This window comes from Aneurinibacillus soli, assembly GCF_002355375.1.
GTDB lineage: Bacteria > Bacillota > Bacilli > Aneurinibacillales > Aneurinibacillaceae > Aneurinibacillus > Aneurinibacillus soli.
The window spans coordinates 1624866-1643447 of record NZ_AP017312.1; the positions used below are offsets into that span (position 1 = coordinate 1624866).

The 18582-nt window shown below is 47.8% G+C and carries 21 protein-coding genes; 19 read left to right on the plus strand and 2 right to left on the minus strand.

The features are described 5' to 3' along the window. Positions 1-10: 10 nt before the first annotated feature. From murA to CB4_RS20895, 8 genes are all read left to right on the plus strand, one after another. Positions 11-1264: a UDP-N-acetylglucosamine 1-carboxyvinyltransferase gene (gene murA, locus CB4_RS08265; RefSeq protein ID WP_096464870.1), complete on the plus strand. Its 1254-nt coding sequence runs from the start codon at positions 11-13 to the stop codon at positions 1262-1264. Positions 1265-1345: 81 nt separating this feature from the next. Further along, positions 1346-2125, plus strand: a complete 780-nt coding sequence (locus tag CB4_RS08270) for a cell division protein FtsQ/DivIB (protein WP_096464872.1) — start codon at positions 1346-1348, stop codon at positions 2123-2125. Then, positions 2109-2879, plus strand: a complete 771-nt coding sequence (locus tag CB4_RS08275; protein ID WP_096464874.1) for a DUF881 domain-containing protein — start codon at positions 2109-2111, stop codon at positions 2877-2879. Before CB4_RS08270 ends, CB4_RS08275 begins: the two co-directional genes overlap by 17 nt. Then, positions 2876-3610: a DUF881 domain-containing protein gene (locus tag CB4_RS08280; RefSeq protein WP_096464876.1), complete on the plus strand. Its 735-nt coding sequence runs from the start codon at positions 2876-2878 to the stop codon at positions 3608-3610. The genes CB4_RS08275 and CB4_RS08280 overlap by 4 nt, the downstream gene beginning before the upstream one ends. Positions 3611-3613: 3 nt before the next feature. Then, positions 3614-3976: a small basic family protein gene (locus CB4_RS08285; RefSeq protein ID WP_096464878.1), complete on the plus strand. Its 363-nt coding sequence runs from the start codon at positions 3614-3616 to the stop codon at positions 3974-3976. A gap of 129 nt (positions 3977-4105) precedes the next feature. After that, positions 4106-5383 carry a cell division protein FtsA gene (ftsA, locus tag CB4_RS08290; RefSeq protein WP_096464880.1) on the plus strand — a complete coding sequence of 426 codons (1278 nt, stop codon included), beginning with the start codon at positions 4106-4108 and terminating at the stop codon, positions 5381-5383. A gap of 36 nt (positions 5384-5419) precedes the next feature. After that, positions 5420-6610 carry a cell division protein FtsZ gene (gene ftsZ, locus CB4_RS08295; RefSeq protein WP_096464882.1) on the plus strand — a complete coding sequence of 397 codons (1191 nt, stop codon included), beginning with the start codon at positions 5420-5422 and terminating at the stop codon, positions 6608-6610. 94 nt (positions 6611-6704) lie between these two features. Beyond that, the gene (locus CB4_RS20895; protein ID WP_157737875.1) at positions 6705-6860 is read left to right on the plus strand and encodes a hypothetical protein; all 156 of its coding nucleotides are present in this window, start codon (positions 6705-6707) and stop codon (positions 6858-6860) included. 438 nt (positions 6861-7298) lie between these two features. Here the strand turns inward: CB4_RS20895 and CB4_RS08300 are convergent, their stop codons facing one another. Beyond that, complete coding sequence (locus CB4_RS08300) at positions 7299-7901, minus strand: DUF2238 domain-containing protein (protein WP_096464884.1); 603 nt, start codon at positions 7899-7901, stop codon at positions 7299-7301. A 207-nt stretch (positions 7902-8108) separates the two neighbouring features. Here CB4_RS08300 and spoIIGA point away from each other — a divergent pair, with 207 nt between their 5' ends. The 3 genes from spoIIGA (at position 8109) to sigG (ending at position 10653) form a co-directional block, all read left to right on the plus strand. After that, on the plus strand, positions 8109-9023 hold the full coding sequence (gene spoIIGA, locus CB4_RS08305; RefSeq protein WP_096464886.1) for a sigma-E processing peptidase SpoIIGA: 915 nt from the start codon (positions 8109-8111) through the stop codon (positions 9021-9023). A 16-nt stretch (positions 9024-9039) separates the two neighbouring features. Then, positions 9040-9762, plus strand: a complete 723-nt coding sequence (gene sigE / locus CB4_RS08310; protein WP_096467685.1) for an RNA polymerase sporulation sigma factor SigE — start codon at positions 9040-9042, stop codon at positions 9760-9762. Between the two features lie 114 nt (positions 9763-9876). Further along, a complete protein-coding gene (sigG, locus tag CB4_RS08315) occupies positions 9877-10653 on the plus strand; it encodes an RNA polymerase sporulation sigma factor SigG (RefSeq protein WP_096464888.1) in 777 nt (258 codons plus the stop codon). Positions 10654-10730: 77 nt separating this feature from the next. Here the strand turns inward: sigG and CB4_RS08320 are convergent, their stop codons facing one another. Further along, the gene (locus CB4_RS08320; protein WP_096464890.1) at positions 10731-11501 is read right to left on the minus strand and encodes a basic amino acid ABC transporter substrate-binding protein; all 771 of its coding nucleotides are present in this window, start codon (positions 11499-11501) and stop codon (positions 10731-10733) included. Between the two features lie 177 nt (positions 11502-11678). On the opposite strand from CB4_RS08320, the gene CB4_RS08325 reads away from it, so the two are divergent. The 8 genes from CB4_RS08325 (at position 11679) to ileS (ending at position 18530) form a co-directional block, all read left to right on the plus strand. Continuing rightward, entirely contained in the window at positions 11679-11957 is a 279-nt protein-coding gene (locus tag CB4_RS08325) for a YlmC/YmxH family sporulation protein (RefSeq protein WP_096464892.1), read from the plus strand. Between the two features lie 58 nt (positions 11958-12015). Beyond that, on the plus strand, positions 12016-12840 hold the full coding sequence (pgeF, locus tag CB4_RS08330) for a peptidoglycan editing factor PgeF (RefSeq protein ID WP_096464894.1): 825 nt from the start codon (positions 12016-12018) through the stop codon (positions 12838-12840). An 18-nt stretch (positions 12841-12858) separates the two neighbouring features. Then, a complete protein-coding gene (locus CB4_RS08335) occupies positions 12859-13551 on the plus strand; it encodes a YggS family pyridoxal phosphate-dependent enzyme (protein WP_096464896.1) in 693 nt (230 codons plus the stop codon). 27 nt (positions 13552-13578) lie between these two features. Further along, positions 13579-14022 (plus strand): cell division protein SepF, encoded by a 444-nt coding sequence (locus CB4_RS08340; RefSeq protein WP_096464898.1) that lies wholly within the window; start codon positions 13579-13581, stop codon positions 14020-14022. A 13-nt stretch (positions 14023-14035) separates the two neighbouring features. Next, positions 14036-14305 (plus strand): YggT family protein, encoded by a 270-nt coding sequence (locus tag CB4_RS08345; protein WP_096464900.1) that lies wholly within the window; start codon positions 14036-14038, stop codon positions 14303-14305. After that, the gene (locus tag CB4_RS08350) at positions 14302-15075 is read left to right on the plus strand and encodes a YlmH family RNA-binding protein (protein ID WP_096464902.1); all 774 of its coding nucleotides are present in this window, start codon (positions 14302-14304) and stop codon (positions 15073-15075) included. Before CB4_RS08345 ends, CB4_RS08350 begins: the two co-directional genes overlap by 4 nt. Positions 15076-15094: 19 nt before the next feature. Beyond that, positions 15095-15589, plus strand: coding sequence for a DivIVA domain-containing protein (locus CB4_RS08355; RefSeq protein ID WP_096464904.1), 495 nt, complete (start codon positions 15095-15097; stop codon positions 15587-15589). Between the two features lie 172 nt (positions 15590-15761). Further along, the gene (ileS, locus tag CB4_RS08360; RefSeq protein WP_096464906.1) at positions 15762-18530 is read left to right on the plus strand and encodes an isoleucine--tRNA ligase; all 2769 of its coding nucleotides are present in this window, start codon (positions 15762-15764) and stop codon (positions 18528-18530) included. Positions 18531-18582: the final 52 nt, after the last annotated feature.

The following is an 18582-nucleotide window of genomic DNA, read 5'->3' on the forward strand; positions in this document are numbered from 1 at the left end:
AGGTGAAATCTTGGAAGCATTCGTAATTGAGGGAGGAGTTCCGCTTACGGGAGAATTGCGCATTCAGGGCGCAAAAAATGCGGCGTTGCCGATTTTGGCCGCCACAGTGCTCACCGGTGGCTCATATACCATTTACGATGTTCCTCATCTCTCAGACATTGAAGTAATGCTCAAAATATTGACTGAACTCGGTGCGGTCTGCCGCCATGAGGCGACGACTGTACATGTAGATACAACAGGACTTACATCATTTGCTGTACCAGAAGAGTTGATGGGGCAGATGCGGTCTTCGATTTTTCTGATGGGGCCGCTCATCGCACGCTTTGGGGAAGTGATTTTGTCACATCCAGGGGGATGCGCGATCGGCGAGAGAAGAATCAACCTGCATTTGAAAGGACTAGAAGCGCTCGGCGCTACGATTACGAATCATGATGGATTCATTCGCTGTTCAGCTAAACAACTACGTGGTGGTATGATTTTTCTGGATTATCCGAGTGTAGGCGCAACGGAAAATATCATGATGGCTGCTGTGCTAGCAAAAGGGGAGACGATTCTCTCCAACGCAGCACGCGAACCAGAGATCATTGATCTACAGAATTTCCTGAATCAGCTTGGCGCGCGCGTCCGTGGGGCTGGCACAGATAAAATTATTATCGAAGGTGTGTCGGCACTTCAGGCTGCTGATTATCAAGTGATCCCGGATCGTATTGTCGCAGGCACAATGATGCTGGCGGCAGCCATTACTGGGGGAGACATCACCTTGCGTAATGTCAATCCGATGCATATGGTTGCATTGTTAGATGTTGTAAAACAAAGTGGTGTTGAAATCGACTATGAGCATGATATAATTACCGTGAAGGGGAAGCGTCCGTTTCATGCTGTGGAGCGCATTATAACTGCACCGTATCCAGGGTTTCCGACGGATATGCAGGCGCAGATGATGGCGTTTCTTTCGCTTGCTGATGGCTGTAGTATTATGAAGGAAACTGTTTTTGATGGACGATTTAAGCATGTGAATGAATTGTGCCGCCTCGGTGCGAACCTTTACGTGGACTTAAATAATGCCTTTATTCGGGGGGTACCACATCTTTCCGGGGCCGTTGTGGAAGCAACGGACTTACGTGCCGGTGCGGCGCTTTTGATTGCCGGTCTGGCTGCAGAAGGAGAAACGACTGTCACCCGTATCCATCATATCGACCGTGGGTATGACCGGATTGAAGCGCAGCTTGCAAGCCTTGGAGCTCGTATCCGGCGCCAGTCGTAAATCACATACTGACAAATGAAGCGGCATATGTATCGTATGCCGCTTTTGTAAGTTTAAGAGGAGAAAAGCGAGGGATGGTGAATGGCCAAGCTTGAAAAAGTGCCGCATCTGCGGCAGGAGAAGCGAAAGAAAAACACGAACCGCCAAATACTTGTGCTGATGCTGTTGTTTTTTCTCATCGTATTGCTCGTACTTTTCTTTCGCTCATCCATGAGCCGGGTGCAGGATATTTCGGTAACCGGTACGGAGATTGTTAAAGCTGATGAAGTGGTGAAGCAATCGCAGGTCAAATTGAATATGCAGTATTTATTTGTGGACACAGATAAGGTATCTACTTCTATTAAAAACAGCATTCCGGCGATTGATACAGTTCATGTCGAGAAATCGTTTCCCGGGAAAGTACGTATTATCGTAAAAGAAAAACCGCGTGTAGCACTATGGATGGATGCGCGTGGAACGCTCTATCCTGTCACAGCCATGGGTGATATTTTAAAAGAGTATGCGAATCCAGGTGACTCTGTGGACAAGCCAATCATTCGCCAGTGGCAGACCGCAGCGCTTTTGCCGACATTTGCAGCGGAACTGGCAAAAATGGATCAGGGGGTTAGACAGCAGATCTCAGAGATTAGCCATCAGCCGTCCGCAAGTGATCCCGAAAAAGTTATTCTATTTATGAAAGATGGCTACGAAGTACATACGACTGTTACTAATTTTGCACAAAATATGGCCTGGTATCCTTCCTTCGTTCAAAGCTTGAAGCGGGAGGGACGCACAGAAGGGATTATCAATCTTTCAGAGGTGAAGTGGTTTGAACCGTACAAACAGCAGCAAAAGCAGGGGAAAAGTGACAAAAAGTCTTAAAGTGCGGCGTATTCATGTGTATTTAAGTAGTGTGCTGCTTATGTTCGGTTTTATTGCTGCCTATTCTGTGCAGGTAACAGACCGGAGTAATCGGGAAGTAGGAGATCGGGCAGACAGTGAATGGAAACAAAAGGTTCTCATGAATGAGAAAATCATTCATGAGAAAGAAACAAATGAAATACTGCAAGAGCGTCTGCAAAAGCTGCGTACAGAAGTAAATACAAAAGAAAAAGATTTGTCAGAGCGCCAGGCGATCTCCCAGCAGGTATTGCATGAACTTGAAATGCTGCGGATGCAGGCGGGGCTGACCCCGGTTGTTGGACAGGGTGTGACGGTTACGCTTGAAGACAGTAAAACAGCCCGTGATTTCAAAAACGTTGCGGATGGCATTGTACACGACCAAAATTTGCGCGATGTAGTGAATGAACTGTTTGCGGCAGGGGCAGAAGGAATTGCGATCAATGATCAACGCCTTGTTAGTGGATCAAGTGTCCGCTGTGTGGGTCCAACCATTATCGTCAATGACATTAAGCTGGCGCCGCCGTTCGTCATCCGGGCAATCGGTGAGAAGGAAACACTCGTATCAGCGTTGAAAATGCCGGGTGGGATTATTGATGGGTTAAAACAGCGGACAATCGGCGTAACGATCAGTGAGTCCAATCGAATCGAACTGCCGGCCTATGTCGGAGAGAATGATGAGAAGAAAGCGATTAGCCTGCGGGAAGAAAGTAATGGGGAGGGCGGGAAAAAATGAAAAATAATCGGCAGGTCCCATTCATAATTACGGGCGTAAGTATTATTATTGGAGTCATGCTAGCTGTCCAGTTCCGTTCTAACCAGCCCTCCCTTACTATGCAGAAGCAGGACGTTTTTCAGCTTCGGCAAAATCTCCAGAAAGAAATGGAGACGCACCAGAAACTTCTGGGTGACATTTCGAAGTATAGTACGCTTCTTTCCGAATATAATGCATCCATGAGCGAAGGAGGCAGTCCGAAAGTGATTGCGGACGAGCTGGCACACGTTAAAAAAGAGAATGGCTTTACAGAAGTAAGCGGAAAGGGAATCATCCTTACAATTGATGAGAACGGGTCTAAAGAACTAACACCAGAGAAACTTCAGTCTCCTGTCATTGATCAGGATTTGACAGATTTGACGAGTCTGCTTTTTGCTAATGGAGCAAAAGCGATTTCCATCAACGGCCATCGTCTTATTGTGAACAGCTCCATTCGTACAGTCGGGGAAGGCATTCAGGTCGATACACGTGCAATTAGTATGCCGTATGTACTGCATGTATTGGGTGATCCGCAGAGCCTTGAAGCGGCCGTGCGTCTGCCTGGTGCAGACCGTGAGTCGATGGAGGACTGGTTTCATTTTCTCAACAAGAAATTCATCCTTGAAAAAAAAGACAATCTAGCAGTTCCTGCCTACGCAGGAAGCAGTAAGGTTCGGTATATGAAACCACTTGAGAATAAAGGAGCGTCATAAACGATGTGGCTACCTGTACTCGGTTTAGTGATCGGGGTCATTCTCGGCCTCTCGTTTGAAGTTCGCGTTCCAGAAGAATACAGCAGCTACTTGTCCATTGCGTTGCTTGCCGGTCTGGATACGATATTTGGCGGGATTCGTGCCTATTTGGAAGACTTTTTTGATATTAAAGTTTTTGTTTCTGGTTTTTTCTTTAATACTCTTCTAGCAGCAGGCCTGGCATTTCTGGGCGTATATATGGGAGTAGACTTATATTTGGCTGCCATTTTTGCTTTTGGTGTTCGCCTGTTTAATAACATTGCGGTAATTCGCCGAATTCTGATTGGTCGCTGGTTTAAGGATAAGGAAGAAGTAGATAGGAACTGATCTCTGTAATTTTTTCGATTTTTTCTCATAGAAAAAAAGGGGAAAAAACATAGTGTGTGGAAGTAGAGTAGGTAAATTACTTTTAACGACAAATTTGAGCGAATTTAACGCAAAGAGGAGGTGCCAAATATGAACAACAACGAATACATCGTCAGCTTAGATATTGGTACATCCAAAGTCAGAGTAATCATTGGAGAAATTAATAGCGGGAGCATTAACATCATTGGAGTCGGAACGGCGGATTCGCACGGAATTAAGAAGGGTGCGATTGTGGATATTGATGAAACGGTTCAGGCCATTCGTGAAGCTGTAGAGAAAGCGGAACGCATGGTCGATTTGCCAATTCATCACGTTGTAGTCGGAATTTCCGGTAACCATATACAACTTCAGGCGAGCCAGGGGGTAGTCGCTGTATCGAGCGAAAATCGCGAGATCGGTGATGACGACATTGAGCGCGTCATGAAAGCTGCACAGGTGATTGCGATTCCGCCGGAGCGAGAGATTATCGACGTTGTTCCTGTTCAATATATCGTAGATGGACTCGGAGAAATTAGTGATCCGAGGGGCATGCTCGGCGTGCGTCTGGAGATGGAAGGAACAATTATTACCGGGTCAAAGACGGTTATACATAACATTATGCGCTGTGTAGAACGAGCAGGTTTATCAATTGTCGGAATGTATTTAATGCCGCTTGCGTCCAGTGAAATTGCCTTGACGAAGGATGAGAAAAATCTTGGAGTGGTTCTCGTAGATATTGGTGCTGGTTCTACTACGGTATCGGTATTTGAACTTGGTACATTAAGTGCCTTTTCTGTACTTCCAATTGGCGGGGAATACATTACGAATGATATTGCGATTGGACTTAGAACGACAACAGAGGAAGCGAAGCAAATTCAGACTAAGAGTGGCTGTGCGCTTGTAGAGGAAGCAAATGAGGACGAGCGTTTTCATGTAAAGCGAATTGGCAGCGATGTGGACAAGGAGTTTACACAGATCGAACTTGCTAATATTATCGAGCCACGTGCCGCAGAGATTTTTGAGCTTGTAGAAGAAGAACTTGAATCTCTTGGATACGACGCCACGATTCCAAACGGTTTTGTCCTGACGGGAGGTGTGGCCAGCATCCCAGGACTGTTGGAGTTAGCACGCTATGAGCTTCAGGCGCCCGTGCGGATTGCTATTCCCGATTATATCGGAGTGCGTGACCCAGGGTATACAGCGGGAGTGGGATTGATCAAATACGCTTCCAAATACTATATGAATCAGATGCCGCAGCAGTTCGAAGCGAAACAAAGTCAACCGAAAGCGGTACGCAAGCAGCCAGCTGCACCGAAAGCTTCGAAAGAGCCGAAGGAGCAAGGCGGATTCGTCCGGAAAGTGAAAGACTGGTTCAGCGAGTTTATCTAGAACTGTTTGCATGATAAGTGGGGGGGACTTTATTACATGTTGGAATTCGACCTTGAAATGGATACACTAGCACAAATAAAAGTAATTGGGGTTGGGGGCGGTGGAAGTAACGCTGTTAACCGAATGATTGAAGGTGGCATTCAGGGCGTTGAATTCATCTCGGTCAATACAGATTATCAGGCGTTGAATCTGTCTAAAGCACAGCATAAGTTGCAGATTGGCGGTAAACTTACACGTGGTCTTGGAGCTGGAGCGAATCCAGAAGTCGGCAAGAAAGCAGCGGAAGAAAGTCGTGAACAGTTAGAGCAGGCACTGCGTGGCGCAGATCTTGTATTTGTAACAGCCGGTATGGGTGGCGGTACAGGTACGGGAGCGGCTCCGGTTATTGCAGAGATCGCGAAAGAAATCGGTGCGCTCACAGTAGGGGTTGTAACCCGACCATTTACATTTGAAGGGCGCAAGCGATCCCAGCAGGCCGACAGCGGAATTTGTTCTTTGAAAGAAAAAGTAGACACACTCATCGTCATTCCAAACGACCGCCTGCTTGAGATTGTGGACAAGAATACACCAATGCTCGAAGCATTCCGCCAAGCGGATAATGTGTTGAGTCAGGGTGTGCAGGGCATCTCAGACTTGATTGCGGTTCCGGGCTTGATTAACCTTGATTTCGCAGACGTCAAAACGATTATGACGGAGCGTGGATCTGCCTTGATGGGAATCGGGATTGGAACAGGTGAGAACCGTGCAGCGGAAGCGGCACGACGTGCAATCTGCAGTCCGCTTCTTGAAACATCCATTGACGGCGCACGTGGTGTGTTGTTGAATATTACAGGCGGCACAAACTTAAGCTTGTATGAAGTAAATGAAGCAGCGGATATTGTAGCATCTGCTTCTGACCCGGAAGTGAACATGATTTTTGGTTCAGTAATTAATGAGAATCTGAAAGATGAGATCATTGTAACTGTAATTGCAACAGGATTTGAAGAAGCGCAACAGGCAAACTTGCGCCGCGCACAGGCGGATGCGAGTCAGAAAGGTACGGCGCAAGCTGGAAACTTAAAACCGATGCGCCGCCAGCGTGCTGTTGAAGTGGAAGTAGAAGAGGAAGAAGTGCAGCAAGCTCCACCAGCTCGCATGGAGCCGCGCACAGGTGGCTCCTCGCTGAACAATCTCGACAATCTCGACATTCCAACGTTCCTGCGTAATCGCCGGAGTCGAAAGAAATAATCATCAGCAATAAAATAGAAGAGGCTGTCTTACCGTCATACTATGGCGGATAAGGCAGCCTCTTTCTTAGTGTAGAGGTGATTTTCTCCAAAGTGTGGTGGAGGAGCAGGATCGGGCAGGGCCTCGTCACTTTGGTACGCTTACGAAGAAGTGGGAACTGTCCGCTCCAGGTGCCAGGCGAACTCGCCCACAAAAGATGCCCGCGATGTATCCACATGGAAGCATTGTGGGCAAAAGCCCGTTCGTCTGACCCCTCCGCTGGGGAGTCGCGTACAAGCGTTCCGTTGCCCCGTCCAATCCTGCTCCTGACACAGTTTGGATGAAAAACCTCAAGCATAATCAAGAGGCTGAGCTTTGCTATGCAAGTAAAAAATGAGGAAGCGGTCTTATGAAAAGTCAGTGGCTATCGAGCAAAACCGTTCTGGCGTCGAGTGGGTTTTGGTAAATCGAAACGTTGTTAGGAGTGGGAGAAGAGAGAAGCAAGAGAGCGCCTTTACGCGCCTACTCAGCGGAGGGAGAACGGCGAACGGGCCTTTGCCCGCAATGCTTCTGTGAAAAAACATCGGGGGGTTCCTTTTGCGGGCGAGTTCGTTGGGCTCCCGAAGCGGACAGTATATACTTCCCAGCAAAGCGTAATAAAGCGAACGGATTCTCTCTTTTCCCACTCCCTCACTACACGTTGTCGATTTCACCTGAAAAAACGAAGCTGCCGATCATGAACACGGGCAAGCAGCAGCTGGGCTACAATGGCTCCGATAAGCGCAAACAGCATATCCCACTGTGAATCCCACACATCGCCTTGTGTACCAAGGAATGCGTCCGCCGCCGTCCCAGTAGCCAGTGCCATCCCGAATTCAAGCAGTTCATAAAAGGCGCTAAAAGCAAGACAAATGCTTACGACAAGAAAGAAAAGCCAGCCGTGACCTCTGACAACTTGCTTACGTATCAGAATCTCTCTAACTAGTATCGCTGGAATGAATCCCTGTGCAAAATGGCCGAGTCGGTCATAATAATTCCGGTCCAGGTCATATGCGTCGCGTAGCCAGTTAAACAGCGGCATCTCCGCATACGTATAATGTCCACCTACCACCAGAATAAGTGCATGTATCCAGAGCAGCCCATACAAAAGCGGTGTAAGTCGAAACGTGCGGTATGTCCAAACGAGAATCAGTCCCCCAATCACCGCAGGAGCCACTTCCAAATACCATGTAAAGCGATCTTTAGGTGCAATCCCGGACCAGATAAAGATAAGTAGAAAACTTGCCAGGAGCAGAAGAGGCAATTGCTTCATAAAAGTCCCCTTTCAACTATTTTTTCTATATTATATAGAAAGTTTGCGTGTGTAGTAGTGTCTTTGTTCTATCGTTTTTTGTCGGATTTTATCCAAATATCCCTCATAATTTGTCTGAATTTTTCATACGATTTAGGGACAATGCTATTGTCTTCTATGTGATAATGAAAACGTACAGAGGTTACCCGTGAGAGGGGGCAGGATGTTATGGTGATGTATGCCGACATTGTGTTTGTCACCAATGCTGTGATTGATTATACGCTACTTGTTGCTACTGGAACGGTATGTCGGCAACCGATGCACCGGGGGCGCTTGCTGCTTGCTTCTTTTATAGGAGCTGCGTATACGGTTTTTTTATTTTTTCCGCCTTTATCATTTGCTTTTACTTTTATAGCCAAGTGGTTATTTTCTTGCCTGATGCTTTTCATCGCATTCGGCTGGACGAATGCGTGGACAATGCTGCGCCTGCTTGCAGCGTTGTATGGAGCTTCTTTTTTTATCGGAGGTGGCCTGTTCGCACTTCATTATTACATGGAGCAGCAAAGTGAGATTGTTAACGGGATTGTTGTCACGCATACAGGAAGGCAACCTGCTCTCTGGTTGCTTGTTCTTGGATTTCCAGCTCTTTGGTGGGGGGTACGAAGCGGGTATCGGGCGCTGAAGGCCAGCCGCCAGACAGATGTACAGCATGTCAGACTTGAGATCGAGCTGTTTACTCACACGGTGGCCTGCACGGGCTTTATTGACACCGGCAATCGATTGCACGATCCGCTCTCCCGTGCACCCGTAACGATTACGGAACTCGCGGTCTGGAATGAAGTCATCCCGGAAGCGCTTATGGCTCAGATTGAAGCCGGGATGCCCGATACGGGGCAATTATCCGACGAGGAGTACCGGTGGTTTGAGCGCATTCGTTTCATTCCGTATCGGACGGTTTCGAGCGAAACGAGTCTGCTCGTAGCACTCCGGCCAGATACGGTGCGAGTGTACACCGAAAGTGATATCTATCAACCGGAAGGCATGTTAATTGGTCTGCGCCCAGGTACGTTGTCATCAGGTGGCACCTATCAGGCGATTGTTCATCCACAGGCGTTCGCAGGAGAACACCATCTTGCGTCGTAACAAAAAAGGGGGAAGCATAATGGTCAAGCTGCGGCTTATGGTTCAGTTATGGTGGTACCGCCTGCTCATTCGGCTCGGCACTCGCACAGAGGAAGTTCATTATATTGGAGGGAGTGAAGCACTGCCACCACCTTTGAATCGGGAGGAAGAAGAGTATTTGCTCAGCCGTCTGCATACGGGTGATCCGGCTATTCGTTCGATGCTGATTGAGCGGAACTTACGGCTTGTTGTGTACATTGCCCGCAAATTTGAGAACACTGGCATTAATATTGAAGATTTGGTCAGCATTGGCACCATCGGTCTTATTAAGGCAGTCAATACGTTTGATCCTGAGAAAAAAATCAAGCTGGCTACGTATGCGTCGCGCTGTATTGAAAATGAGATTTTGATGTTTTTGCGCCGTAACAGCAAGATAAAATCAGAAGTATCGTTTGACGAGCCGCTAAATATTGATTGGGATGGTAATGAATTATTGCTCTCCGATGTGCTAGGAACAGAAAATGATATTATTTATCGCGATCTCGAAGAGCAGGTAGACAAGAAGCTGCTGTATAAAGCGCTGGATAAGCTGAGTGAGCGTGAGCGCGTGATTATGGAGATGCGGTTTGGGCTAAATGGAGAAGAGGAGAAAACGCAGAAGGATGTAGCTGATATTCTCGGAATCTCCCAGTCGTATATTTCACGCCTGGAGAAGCGCATCATCAAACGACTGCAAAAGGAGTTTAATAAGATGCTATAAACGTGTGAATTGCAGGGCAATTCGGAAGCGACAGTCTCCCGGTTGTCCTGCATAATTTTTCCCTCTGCGGAGATACTTATCTGTAACGCTGGCTCCATCAGGAGGGAAACATACGTGACACGTAACAAGGTAGAAATCTGCGGCGTAGATACAGCCAAGCTTCCCGTACTGACCAATGTGCAGATGAGGGATTTGTTTGAGAGGCTGCAGAGCGGAGAATACACAGCAAGAGAGCAATTAGTAAATGGCAACTTACGCCTGGTGTTAAGCGTTATCCAGCGCTTCAACAATCGCGGAGAATACGTTGATGACTTGTTTCAAGTCGGCTGTATCGGGCTGATGAAAGCCATTGATAATTTTGATTTGAGCCAGAATGTCAAGTTTTCAACGTATGCGGTTCCGATGATTATTGGGGAGATTCGCCGGTATTTGCGGGACAACAATCCGATCCGCGTCTCCCGCTCGCTGCGAGATATTGCGTACAAGGCCTTACAAGTACGCGATACGTTGACTAACAAAAATTCGCGTGAACCGACCATTCATGAAATATCAGAAGTGCTCAATGTGCCGAAGGAAGATGTGGTGTTTGCACTTGATGCCATTCAAGACCCGGTATCGCTGTTTGAGCCGATTTATCAGGATGGTGGTGATCCGATTTTTGTGATGGATCAGATTAGTGATGAGCGAAATAAGGACAGCCAGTGGACGGAAGAGATTGCCCTTCGTGAAGCAATGCGCCGTCTGAGCGAGCGGGAGAAAATGATTTTATCCATGCGTTTCTTTGAAGGAAAAACCCAGATGGAGGTCGCGGACGAAATAGGTATCTCGCAGGCGCAGGTGTCGCGTCTGGAGAAAGCGGCGATTTCACAAATGCATAAGCATGTACAGTAGAGAAAATAAGATAATTGAATAAACAAAAAAAGTCCGCTTCCTTTGGAGGAATGCGGACTTTTTTTGTTTTCCTATACTTATTTATTGAAGTATTTTGCGTAAATCTTGTCATATGTGCCGTCTGCTTTTACAGCTTTCAGACCTTTATTAAGTGTATTGAGTAACTCTTTGTTGCCTTTTTTAACTGCGATGCCGTATTGTTCCTGATTGATTGTTTTATCTTCTACGATTTTTACATCATTGAGCTGAAGCTGTTCTTTAAACTTTTTAATCACTGCGTTATCAGCTACGACTGCATCAATGCGTCCATTTTTCATATCATCAATCGCGCTTGCAATATCATCGAAGCCTTTTAACCCTGTATATCCTTTACCGAAGTTCTTTTCCACAACTGCTTGACCGGTTGTACCGGATTGAACACCGATTTTTTTTCCTTTCAGGTCAGCGATTGTTTTTACGTCTGGTGCAGAATTTTTGAGTAGAATAGCTTGCTTGGCTGTGAAATACGGATCTGTGAAATCAAATTGCTTTTTGCGGTCATCATTCATCGTAATGCCGGCAATCCCTACTTGGACCGAACCGTTCTCAAGACCGGCCATCATCGGGTCCCAGCCAACGTGTTTTGCTTCAATGTTCATATTTTGCGACTTGGCGATAGCATTGATGAGATCGATGTCGAAGCCTTCCGGTTTGCCGTCTGGAGCGAGGGATTCAAACGGAGGGAAGGATGCGTCTGTACCGACGATAATTTTGTTAGCTGCTTGGCCGTCTCCTTTGCTGCCGCAGCCGACAGCGAATACTGTCAATGCGAGCATAGCGATGAGAAGGGCTGTCCATTTTTTCTTCATCTATGAGTACCTCCTGCTGTAAATTGTTTATTTATAAACGTATGTCGATAAGTATACAAATCGAATTTTATTCTGACAAGGGATTTAGGACAAAACGCACTTTTAGGACATTTCGTAAAATTTGAACATATACTAGCAGTACAAAGCAGGCTGAAGTCGAAGGGTGAGGTGAAGCAAATGATTAAGATTTCTGAATTCCAGGAAAAGGATGTTGTGAACGTGGTAGACGGCAAAAATCTTGGCCAGGTGACGGATCTTGAGATTAATCTGCAGATTGGGCGGGTAGAAGCAATTGTTGTACCGGGTAAGGGGAATGGAAAGTTTTTCGGATTTTTTGGTGGTGGTGAGGACATTACTATTCCGTGGCGAAATATTGTAAAAATCGGGCGGGATGTCATCCTGGTTCGAATGGATGATGTGGTTTCTGCAGCTAAACCGAGTGAACATTTGTCATAACCTTTCCTTTTCTTATACATCACACAATGATAAGATTCAGTATATAAGGAGGGAGACGATGGAACCGTTTGGTTTGCAAGATAAGGAAACCGCTCTTCGCTTGGTCGGTTGGGAAGCAAAGTGGCCCAAGCTGGTCGCCGGGTTTTCCACACGAAAAGGTGGAACAAGTAGCGGATATTATACAAGTTTGAACTGCGGTTTGCATGTTGGTGATGATGGAGATGCTGTAAGAGAGAACCGCCGTCTGCTTGCAGAAGCAAACGGGTTTGACTTTGCGGCATGGACGTGTGCCGAGCAGGTGCATGGCGGTGCGGTGCATATCGTTGGATCAGAGACGCGTGGCGTGGGCCGTCTTGCGCATGCGGAGGCGATCAAAGACACAGACGGATTGCTAACGGATCAGGCAGACGTATTCCTTGCATCGTTTTATGCGGATTGTGTACCGTTGTTTTTTTATGCGCCGGACCGCTGTGTGATTGGGATTGCGCATGCGGGCTGGAAGGGCACGGTCGCACGCATTGGTGCTGAGATGGTACGACAGATGGGTGAGCGGTGGCAAATCGCGCCTAAAGATATTTATGCTGCGATTGGTCCGTCAATCGGGTCATGTTGCTATGAAGTGAATGATGTAGTGGCGAATCGTGTGCGAGATGTACTCCCGTCGCGTGCCGAGCAGGTGCTAGAGGCGAAAGATGACGGGAAATACATGTTGAATTTGCAGGAAACAAATCGAATTTTGCTTCTTGAGGCAGGAATTTTGCCAGGGCATATCGAAGTCAGTCATTTATGTACGAGTTGTCGTACGGACCTGTTTTTTTCTCACCGGAAGGAAGCGGGGAAAACGGGGCGAATGACTGCGTTCATTGCATTGAAAGAGGGGTAAGGAAGTACGTTGGCATATATGGATATCGAACACAATCTTTTGAATGTCCGTGAACGCATTGCACAGGCGTGTGCACGCGTGAAGCGTTCACCGGAAGATGTAGAAATTGTAGCGGTTACGAAATATGTGTCGCTTGCGACAACACAGGCGGCGATAGAAGCGGGAATTCGCCATCTTGGGGAAAGCCGGACGCAGGACGCTATTCCGAAGTGGAACGCGCTTGGTGCAGATGCAGCTGTATGGCATTTTATCGGCCATTTGCAGACGAACAAGGTGCGCGAGATGATTGGACGTTTTCCGTATGTTCATTCCCTGGATCGTCTGTCGCTTGCAACGGAGCTTAACAGACGTGGAGTGGCGGCAGGCGTAACGACCAAATGCTTCTTGCAGGTAAATATTTCGGGAGAAGAGTCCAAACATGGCCTTGCGCCCGAGGAAGCGGCTGATTTTCTGAATGCGGTACACAATCTCACGCATCTTGAAGTGATTGGCCTGATGACGATGGCACCTTACACTGAGAATCCAGAAGAGACCCGTCCGGTATTCCAGGGCTTACGCGAATTGCGTGACCGCCTGCAGGAGAAGAACATTCCGAACGCACCGCTTGCGCATCTAAGTATGGGGATGTCTAATGATTATGAGATCGCCGTAGAAGAGGGTGCTACATTCATTCGGCTCGGTTCGACGCTTGTTGGTGATGAACGTGAATAAATGCTGAGCAAAGGAGCGCGATGAACGATGGGCGTTGTAAACAAGCTTAAAGAATTTTTCGGACTGAACGGCGAACCGGAAGTGTATGAGGAGATTATCGAGGAGCCGGACTATGAAGACGAAGAAGAATACGCTAAGCCTGCACGTAAATCCCGTGCAGCAAGTGGAAACAATGTTGTTAGCCTGCACGCCGTCAAAGAACAATCGCCTCGCCTGATGCTGGTGGAGCCGAAGTCATACGAAGAAGTGCAGGACATTTCCGATCATTTATGTTCGCGCCGCGGTGTCGTGATTAACTTGCAGCGGGTGCCAAATGAACAGGCGAAGCGTATCATTGATTTTCTCGGTGGAACGATTTATGCCATTAATGGTACGATTCAGCGTGTTGGACATAAGACATTTCTGTGCCTCCCGGAAAGTATGGACGTGCAGGGGAATATTACTGAAATGATGTTTGATGAACGTACGTAGTTGAGGTGAAGAGATGGAGCAACTTTTACGCATTATATCACTGGTATTTGAGATTTATTATTACATGATTATCGTATACATTTTAATGTCCTGGGTTCCGCAGGTGCGACAGACATCATTCGGAGAGATACTTGGCAAGCTTGTCGAGCCGTATCTGGACATTTTCCGGCGCTTTATCCCGCCACTCGGCATGATTGATATCTCGCCGATTGTAGCGTTGTTTGCGCTTCATTTTGCCCAGCTTGGGTTGATGAGTATTATTGTGAAGCTTGTAACATTATGAGTTTATACGATCACTTTCGACCGGAAGAGCGCCCGTTCGCAGAGCGGGTGGAAGAGTGGACAATGCGTGTGCGAGAACGGTATGAGCAGATTCAGACCGATTTTTTGGACCCGCGTCAGGCGTTTATTGTCCGCTCTCTTGCCGGACGGGAGTCAGGGGTATACATAGCGGCAGATGGCGGGTATGAGGAGGCAGAGCGAATACGTATCATTCTGCACCCGGAATACATGGAGCCGGAACCGAATGAATTCGGAATTGCGGTTCTACAAATTCAGGGGACGAACCAGTTCCTTACACTTGCGCATCGGGATTATCTTGGAGCGCTGATCGGGCTTGGCATTAAGCGGGACAAGTTTGGCGACATTCTTGTACACGAAGAGGGTGCCCAGCTTATCGTAGCCCGCGAGATTGTTGATTATGTACGAATACATATGACGCAGGTGCACCGTATTCATGTGCGGGTCGAAGAAGTGCCGATAGCGGCTGTGCGTATTCCGCCACAGTCGTTCCGCCGTATCACCTTCACCGTGCAGTCACCACGCCTTGACGCGATTATTGGAGATGTATATCGGCTCTCTCGCGCGAAAGTACTAGCTCCGATTCAGAATGGGCGCGCTCGTGTCAACTGGCGTGAAGTGAATGACCCTTCGTTTCGACTTGCAGAAGGAGATGTCGTTTCCTTTAAAGGATTTGGCCGCTTCCGCGTAGCAGAAGTGGGTAGCGAGACGAAAAAAGGTCGGATCAGAATTGAAATTGATATTGTTGAGTAATGAGAGGGAGGTGCCTGTTGTGTCACTGACACCACTAGATATCCATAATAAAGAGTTTAGCCGGGTATTTCGCGGGTATGACGAAGATCAGGTTAATGAGTTTCTAGACCAGATTATTAAAGAGTTCGATATGCTGCTCAAAGAAAAACGGCAGCTAGAAGAGCGTGTTGGGACGCTGAATGAGAAGCTTGCCCAATTCGCTAATATTGAGGAAACACTGAAGAAATCACTTGTTATGGCGCAGGAAGCGGCTGATGAATTGAAAGTGAATGCGCGTAAGGAAGCGCAGTTGATCGTGAAGGAAGCGGAAAAGAATGCGGATCGCCTTATTAATGATGCGCTGGCCAAATCCCGCAAGCTCGTATCCGAGATTGATGAATTGAAGCGCCGTGCGTCTGTTTATCGGATGCGTTTTCGCTCGATGTTAGAAGCGCAACTTGAGATGCTTGATGCGGGCGACTGGGAGAATTTCGAGAAGATTGAAGACGAACTGGCAAGCCCAGTAGAGGAGTAAACCGCTGTACAGACGCAGGTTGACGCGAGGGTGTGACTGTTCTATACTTTGGAGCATACACCGCGCTTTTTCAGGGATCGTATTAAAAGGCCTTCTCGTCCCGTCTTGCCGGACTTGAGAAGGCTCTTTTTGATAGAGAAAAGATACTATTAGCCTAGGAGTTGAACGAAAGATGGATTATAGCAAGACGCTGAATCTGCCAAAAACGGATTTCCCGATGCGCGGCAATCTGCCGACACGTGAGCCGCAGATGCAGGCATGGTGGGACGAACAGGATATGTATGTGAAAGTGCAGGAGCGTACAAAAGGCCGCCCGAAATTTATTCTGCATGATGGACCTCCGTATGCGAATGGTGACATCCACATCGGCCACGCATTGAATAAAGTGATTAAAGACATTATTGTTCGCTATAAATCAATGGCGGGGTTTGATGCGCCGTACGTGCCGGGCTGGGATACACATGGCTTGCCGATTGAACATGCGATCATTAAAAATGAAAAAATTGACCGCCATAAAGTCGGCGTCGTGGAATTCCGTGAGCGTTGTACCGAGTATGCATACAGCTATGTAGAAAAGCAGAAAGGTCAGTTCCAGCGTCTTGGCGTCCGTGGCGACTGGGCAAATCCATACGTAACGCTTAAGCCAGAATATGAAGCACGCCAGATTAAAGTATTCGGCGAAATGGCGAAAAAAGGCTATATCTATAAAGGTTTGAAAGCTGTCTACTGGTCACCGTCTTCCGAGACAGCACTGGCAGAAGCAGAAATTGAATACAAAGACAAACAGTCAACGTCCATCTATGTGGCATTCCCAGTTGTAGAAGGAAACGGGAAGCTTGCAGAAGGCGATAGTGTAGTGATTTGGACTACAACTCCATGGACCATTCCGGCTAACCTGGCGATCGCGATTCATCCGGATTTAGAATATTCACTCGTTCAAACAGAGGCTGGTCGCTTCCTGGTGGCATCTGGCCTGCTGGCTAGTGTAGCGAAAACAATCGGGTGGGAAAACGCTGAAACTGTTCAAACGTTCACGGGTGCAGAACTGCAAGGTGTTGTGTGCCGTCATCCGTTGTATGACCGAAAATCCCCGCTTCTGCCGGGTGAACACGTAACACTTGATGCCGGTACGGGCTGTGTTCACACTGCACCGGGACACGGAGAAGATGACTTTAACCTCGGTCAGAAATACGGTCTTGATGTGCTGTGTCCGGTTGATGAGCGCGGTATGATGACGAAAGAAGCACCGGGCTTTGAAGGCATGTTCTATGAGAAAGCCAATCCGGCTGTACTGGAGAAGCTGATAGAAGCAGGTGCGTTGCTGCATAAAAACACAATTACACACTCGTACCCGCATGACTGGCGTTCGAAGCAGCCGATCATTTTCCGCGCGACGGAGCAATGGTTCGCGTCAATCGATGGCTTCCGCGAGCAGATGCTTGAAGCAATCAAACAGGTGAAATGGGTGCCACACTGGGGCGAACAGCGTCTGCACAACATGATCGCAGACCGGGGAGACTGGTGTATTTCTCGCCAGCGTGTCTGGGGTGTGCCGATTCCAATCTTCTACTGCCGTGACTGTAATGAACCAGTCATTAATGATGCAACGATTGACCATGTCTCTGACTTATTCCGCCGCGAAGGCTCATCCGCTTGGTTCGCACGTGAGGTCGAAGAACTGATGCCGGAAGGAACGGTCTGCCCGAAATGCGGCGGCACACATTTCCGCAAAGAAACAGACATTATGGACGTATGGTTTGACTCTGGTTCGAGCCATGAAGCGGTGCTGCGTGAGCGTGAAGAACTGGCATGGCCGGCTGATCTGTACCTCGAAGGATCTGACCAATACCGTGGCTGGTTCAACTCATCGCTGTCTACATCCGTAGCCGTATACGGACAGGCTCCGTACAAAGGCGTATTAAGCCATGGCTTTACCCTTGATGGCGAAGGTCGCAAAATGTCGAAGTCAGTCGGCAACGTAATTGCGCCACAAAAAATCGCCGATCAGCTTGGCGCGGATATTCTGCGTCTCTGGGTATCATCAGCGGATTATCAGGCCGACGTTCGGATTTCCGATGGGATTCTGAAACAAATCGCGGAAACATACCGCAAAATCCGTAACACATTCCGCTTCCTGCTGAGCAATCTGGAAGGCTTCAATCCAGAAACAGATCTTGTGCCAGTTGCTGACATGGATGAGCTGGATCGTTATATGATGATCAAAAATCAGCATGTCATTGAAAAAGTGCGCAAAGCGTATGACGAATACCAGTTCCATACGGTATATCATACGATTCATAACTTCTGCACCGTGCAACTCAGTGCGCTCTATCTTGACATTTCTAAAGACCGTCTGTATGCGGATGCGAGCAAAGATGTACGCCGCCGCTCAGCTCAGACAGTTATGTATACAATTCTGCTTGATCTCGTACGCTTGCTTACGCCGATTATTCCGCATACAGCAGATGAGGTATGGAAATACATTCCGGGCACAGACGTGATCAGCGTACAGCTGACTGACATGCCGGATGTACAGGCGGATGTGTTCGATGATGCGCTCGAAGCGAAATGGGACGGCATCGTTGAAATTCGGGATGAAATACTTAAGGCACTCGAAGAAGCACGCCGTGATAAAGTGATTGGACAGTCGCTCGCAGCATCCGTTGCGATTTATCCAGAAGCATTGGTAGCAGAAGCACTTGCACCGGTAGCGGAAGCATTGCCGGAGTTGCTGATTGCATCTCATGTGGAGTTGCATGCAGCAGGTGAGGCGGCACCGGATAATGCGGTAGCACTTGAAGGGCTCAAAGTAGTTGTGCAACCAGCAGACGGTGAGAAATGTGAACGCTGCTGGATCATTACACCGGAAGTTGGCCAGATCGAGGAGCACTCGACATTGTGCCCGCGCTGTGCGACAGTTGTAGCAGCTGAACATGCATAATAAATAAAAGAGAGAAACGAGGAGGAAAAGACGTTTTTTCCTCCTTTTTTCT

Coding starts and splice junctions, on each gene's coding strand:
- CB4_RS08335 (WP_096464896.1), top strand. CDS start 12,859: ATGGATATCGAACACAATCTTTTGAATGTCCGTGAACGCATTGCACAG.
- CB4_RS08350 (WP_096464902.1), top strand. CDS start 14,302: ATGAGTTTATACGATCACTTTCGACCGGAAGAGCGCCCGTTCGCAGAG.
- ftsZ (WP_096464882.1), top strand. CDS start 5,420: ATGTTGGAATTCGACCTTGAAATGGATACACTAGCACAAATAAAAGTA.
- CB4_RS08280 (WP_096464876.1), top strand. CDS start 2,876: ATGAAAAATAATCGGCAGGTCCCATTCATAATTACGGGCGTAAGTATT.
- ftsA (WP_096464880.1), top strand. CDS start 4,106: ATGAACAACAACGAATACATCGTCAGCTTAGATATTGGTACATCCAAA.
- CB4_RS08340 (WP_096464898.1), top strand. CDS start 13,579: ATGGGCGTTGTAAACAAGCTTAAAGAATTTTTCGGACTGAACGGCGAA.
- CB4_RS08325 (WP_096464892.1), top strand. CDS start 11,679: ATGATTAAGATTTCTGAATTCCAGGAAAAGGATGTTGTGAACGTGGTA.
- CB4_RS08270 (WP_096464872.1), top strand. CDS start 1,346: ATGGCCAAGCTTGAAAAAGTGCCGCATCTGCGGCAGGAGAAGCGAAAG.
- CB4_RS08285 (WP_096464878.1), top strand. CDS start 3,614: ATGTGGCTACCTGTACTCGGTTTAGTGATCGGGGTCATTCTCGGCCTC.
- spoIIGA (WP_096464886.1), top strand. CDS start 8,109: ATGGTGATGTATGCCGACATTGTGTTTGTCACCAATGCTGTGATTGAT.
- CB4_RS08345 (WP_096464900.1), top strand. CDS start 14,036: ATGGAGCAACTTTTACGCATTATATCACTGGTATTTGAGATTTATTAT.
- CB4_RS08300 (WP_096464884.1), bottom strand. CDS start 7,901: ATGAAGCAATTGCCTCTTCTGCTCCTGGCAAGTTTTCTACTTATCTTT.
- pgeF (WP_096464894.1), top strand. CDS start 12,016: ATGGAACCGTTTGGTTTGCAAGATAAGGAAACCGCTCTTCGCTTGGTC.
- CB4_RS08320 (WP_096464890.1), bottom strand. CDS start 11,501: ATGAAGAAAAAATGGACAGCCCTTCTCATCGCTATGCTCGCATTGACA.
- ileS (WP_096464906.1), top strand. CDS start 15,762: ATGGATTATAGCAAGACGCTGAATCTGCCAAAAACGGATTTCCCGATG.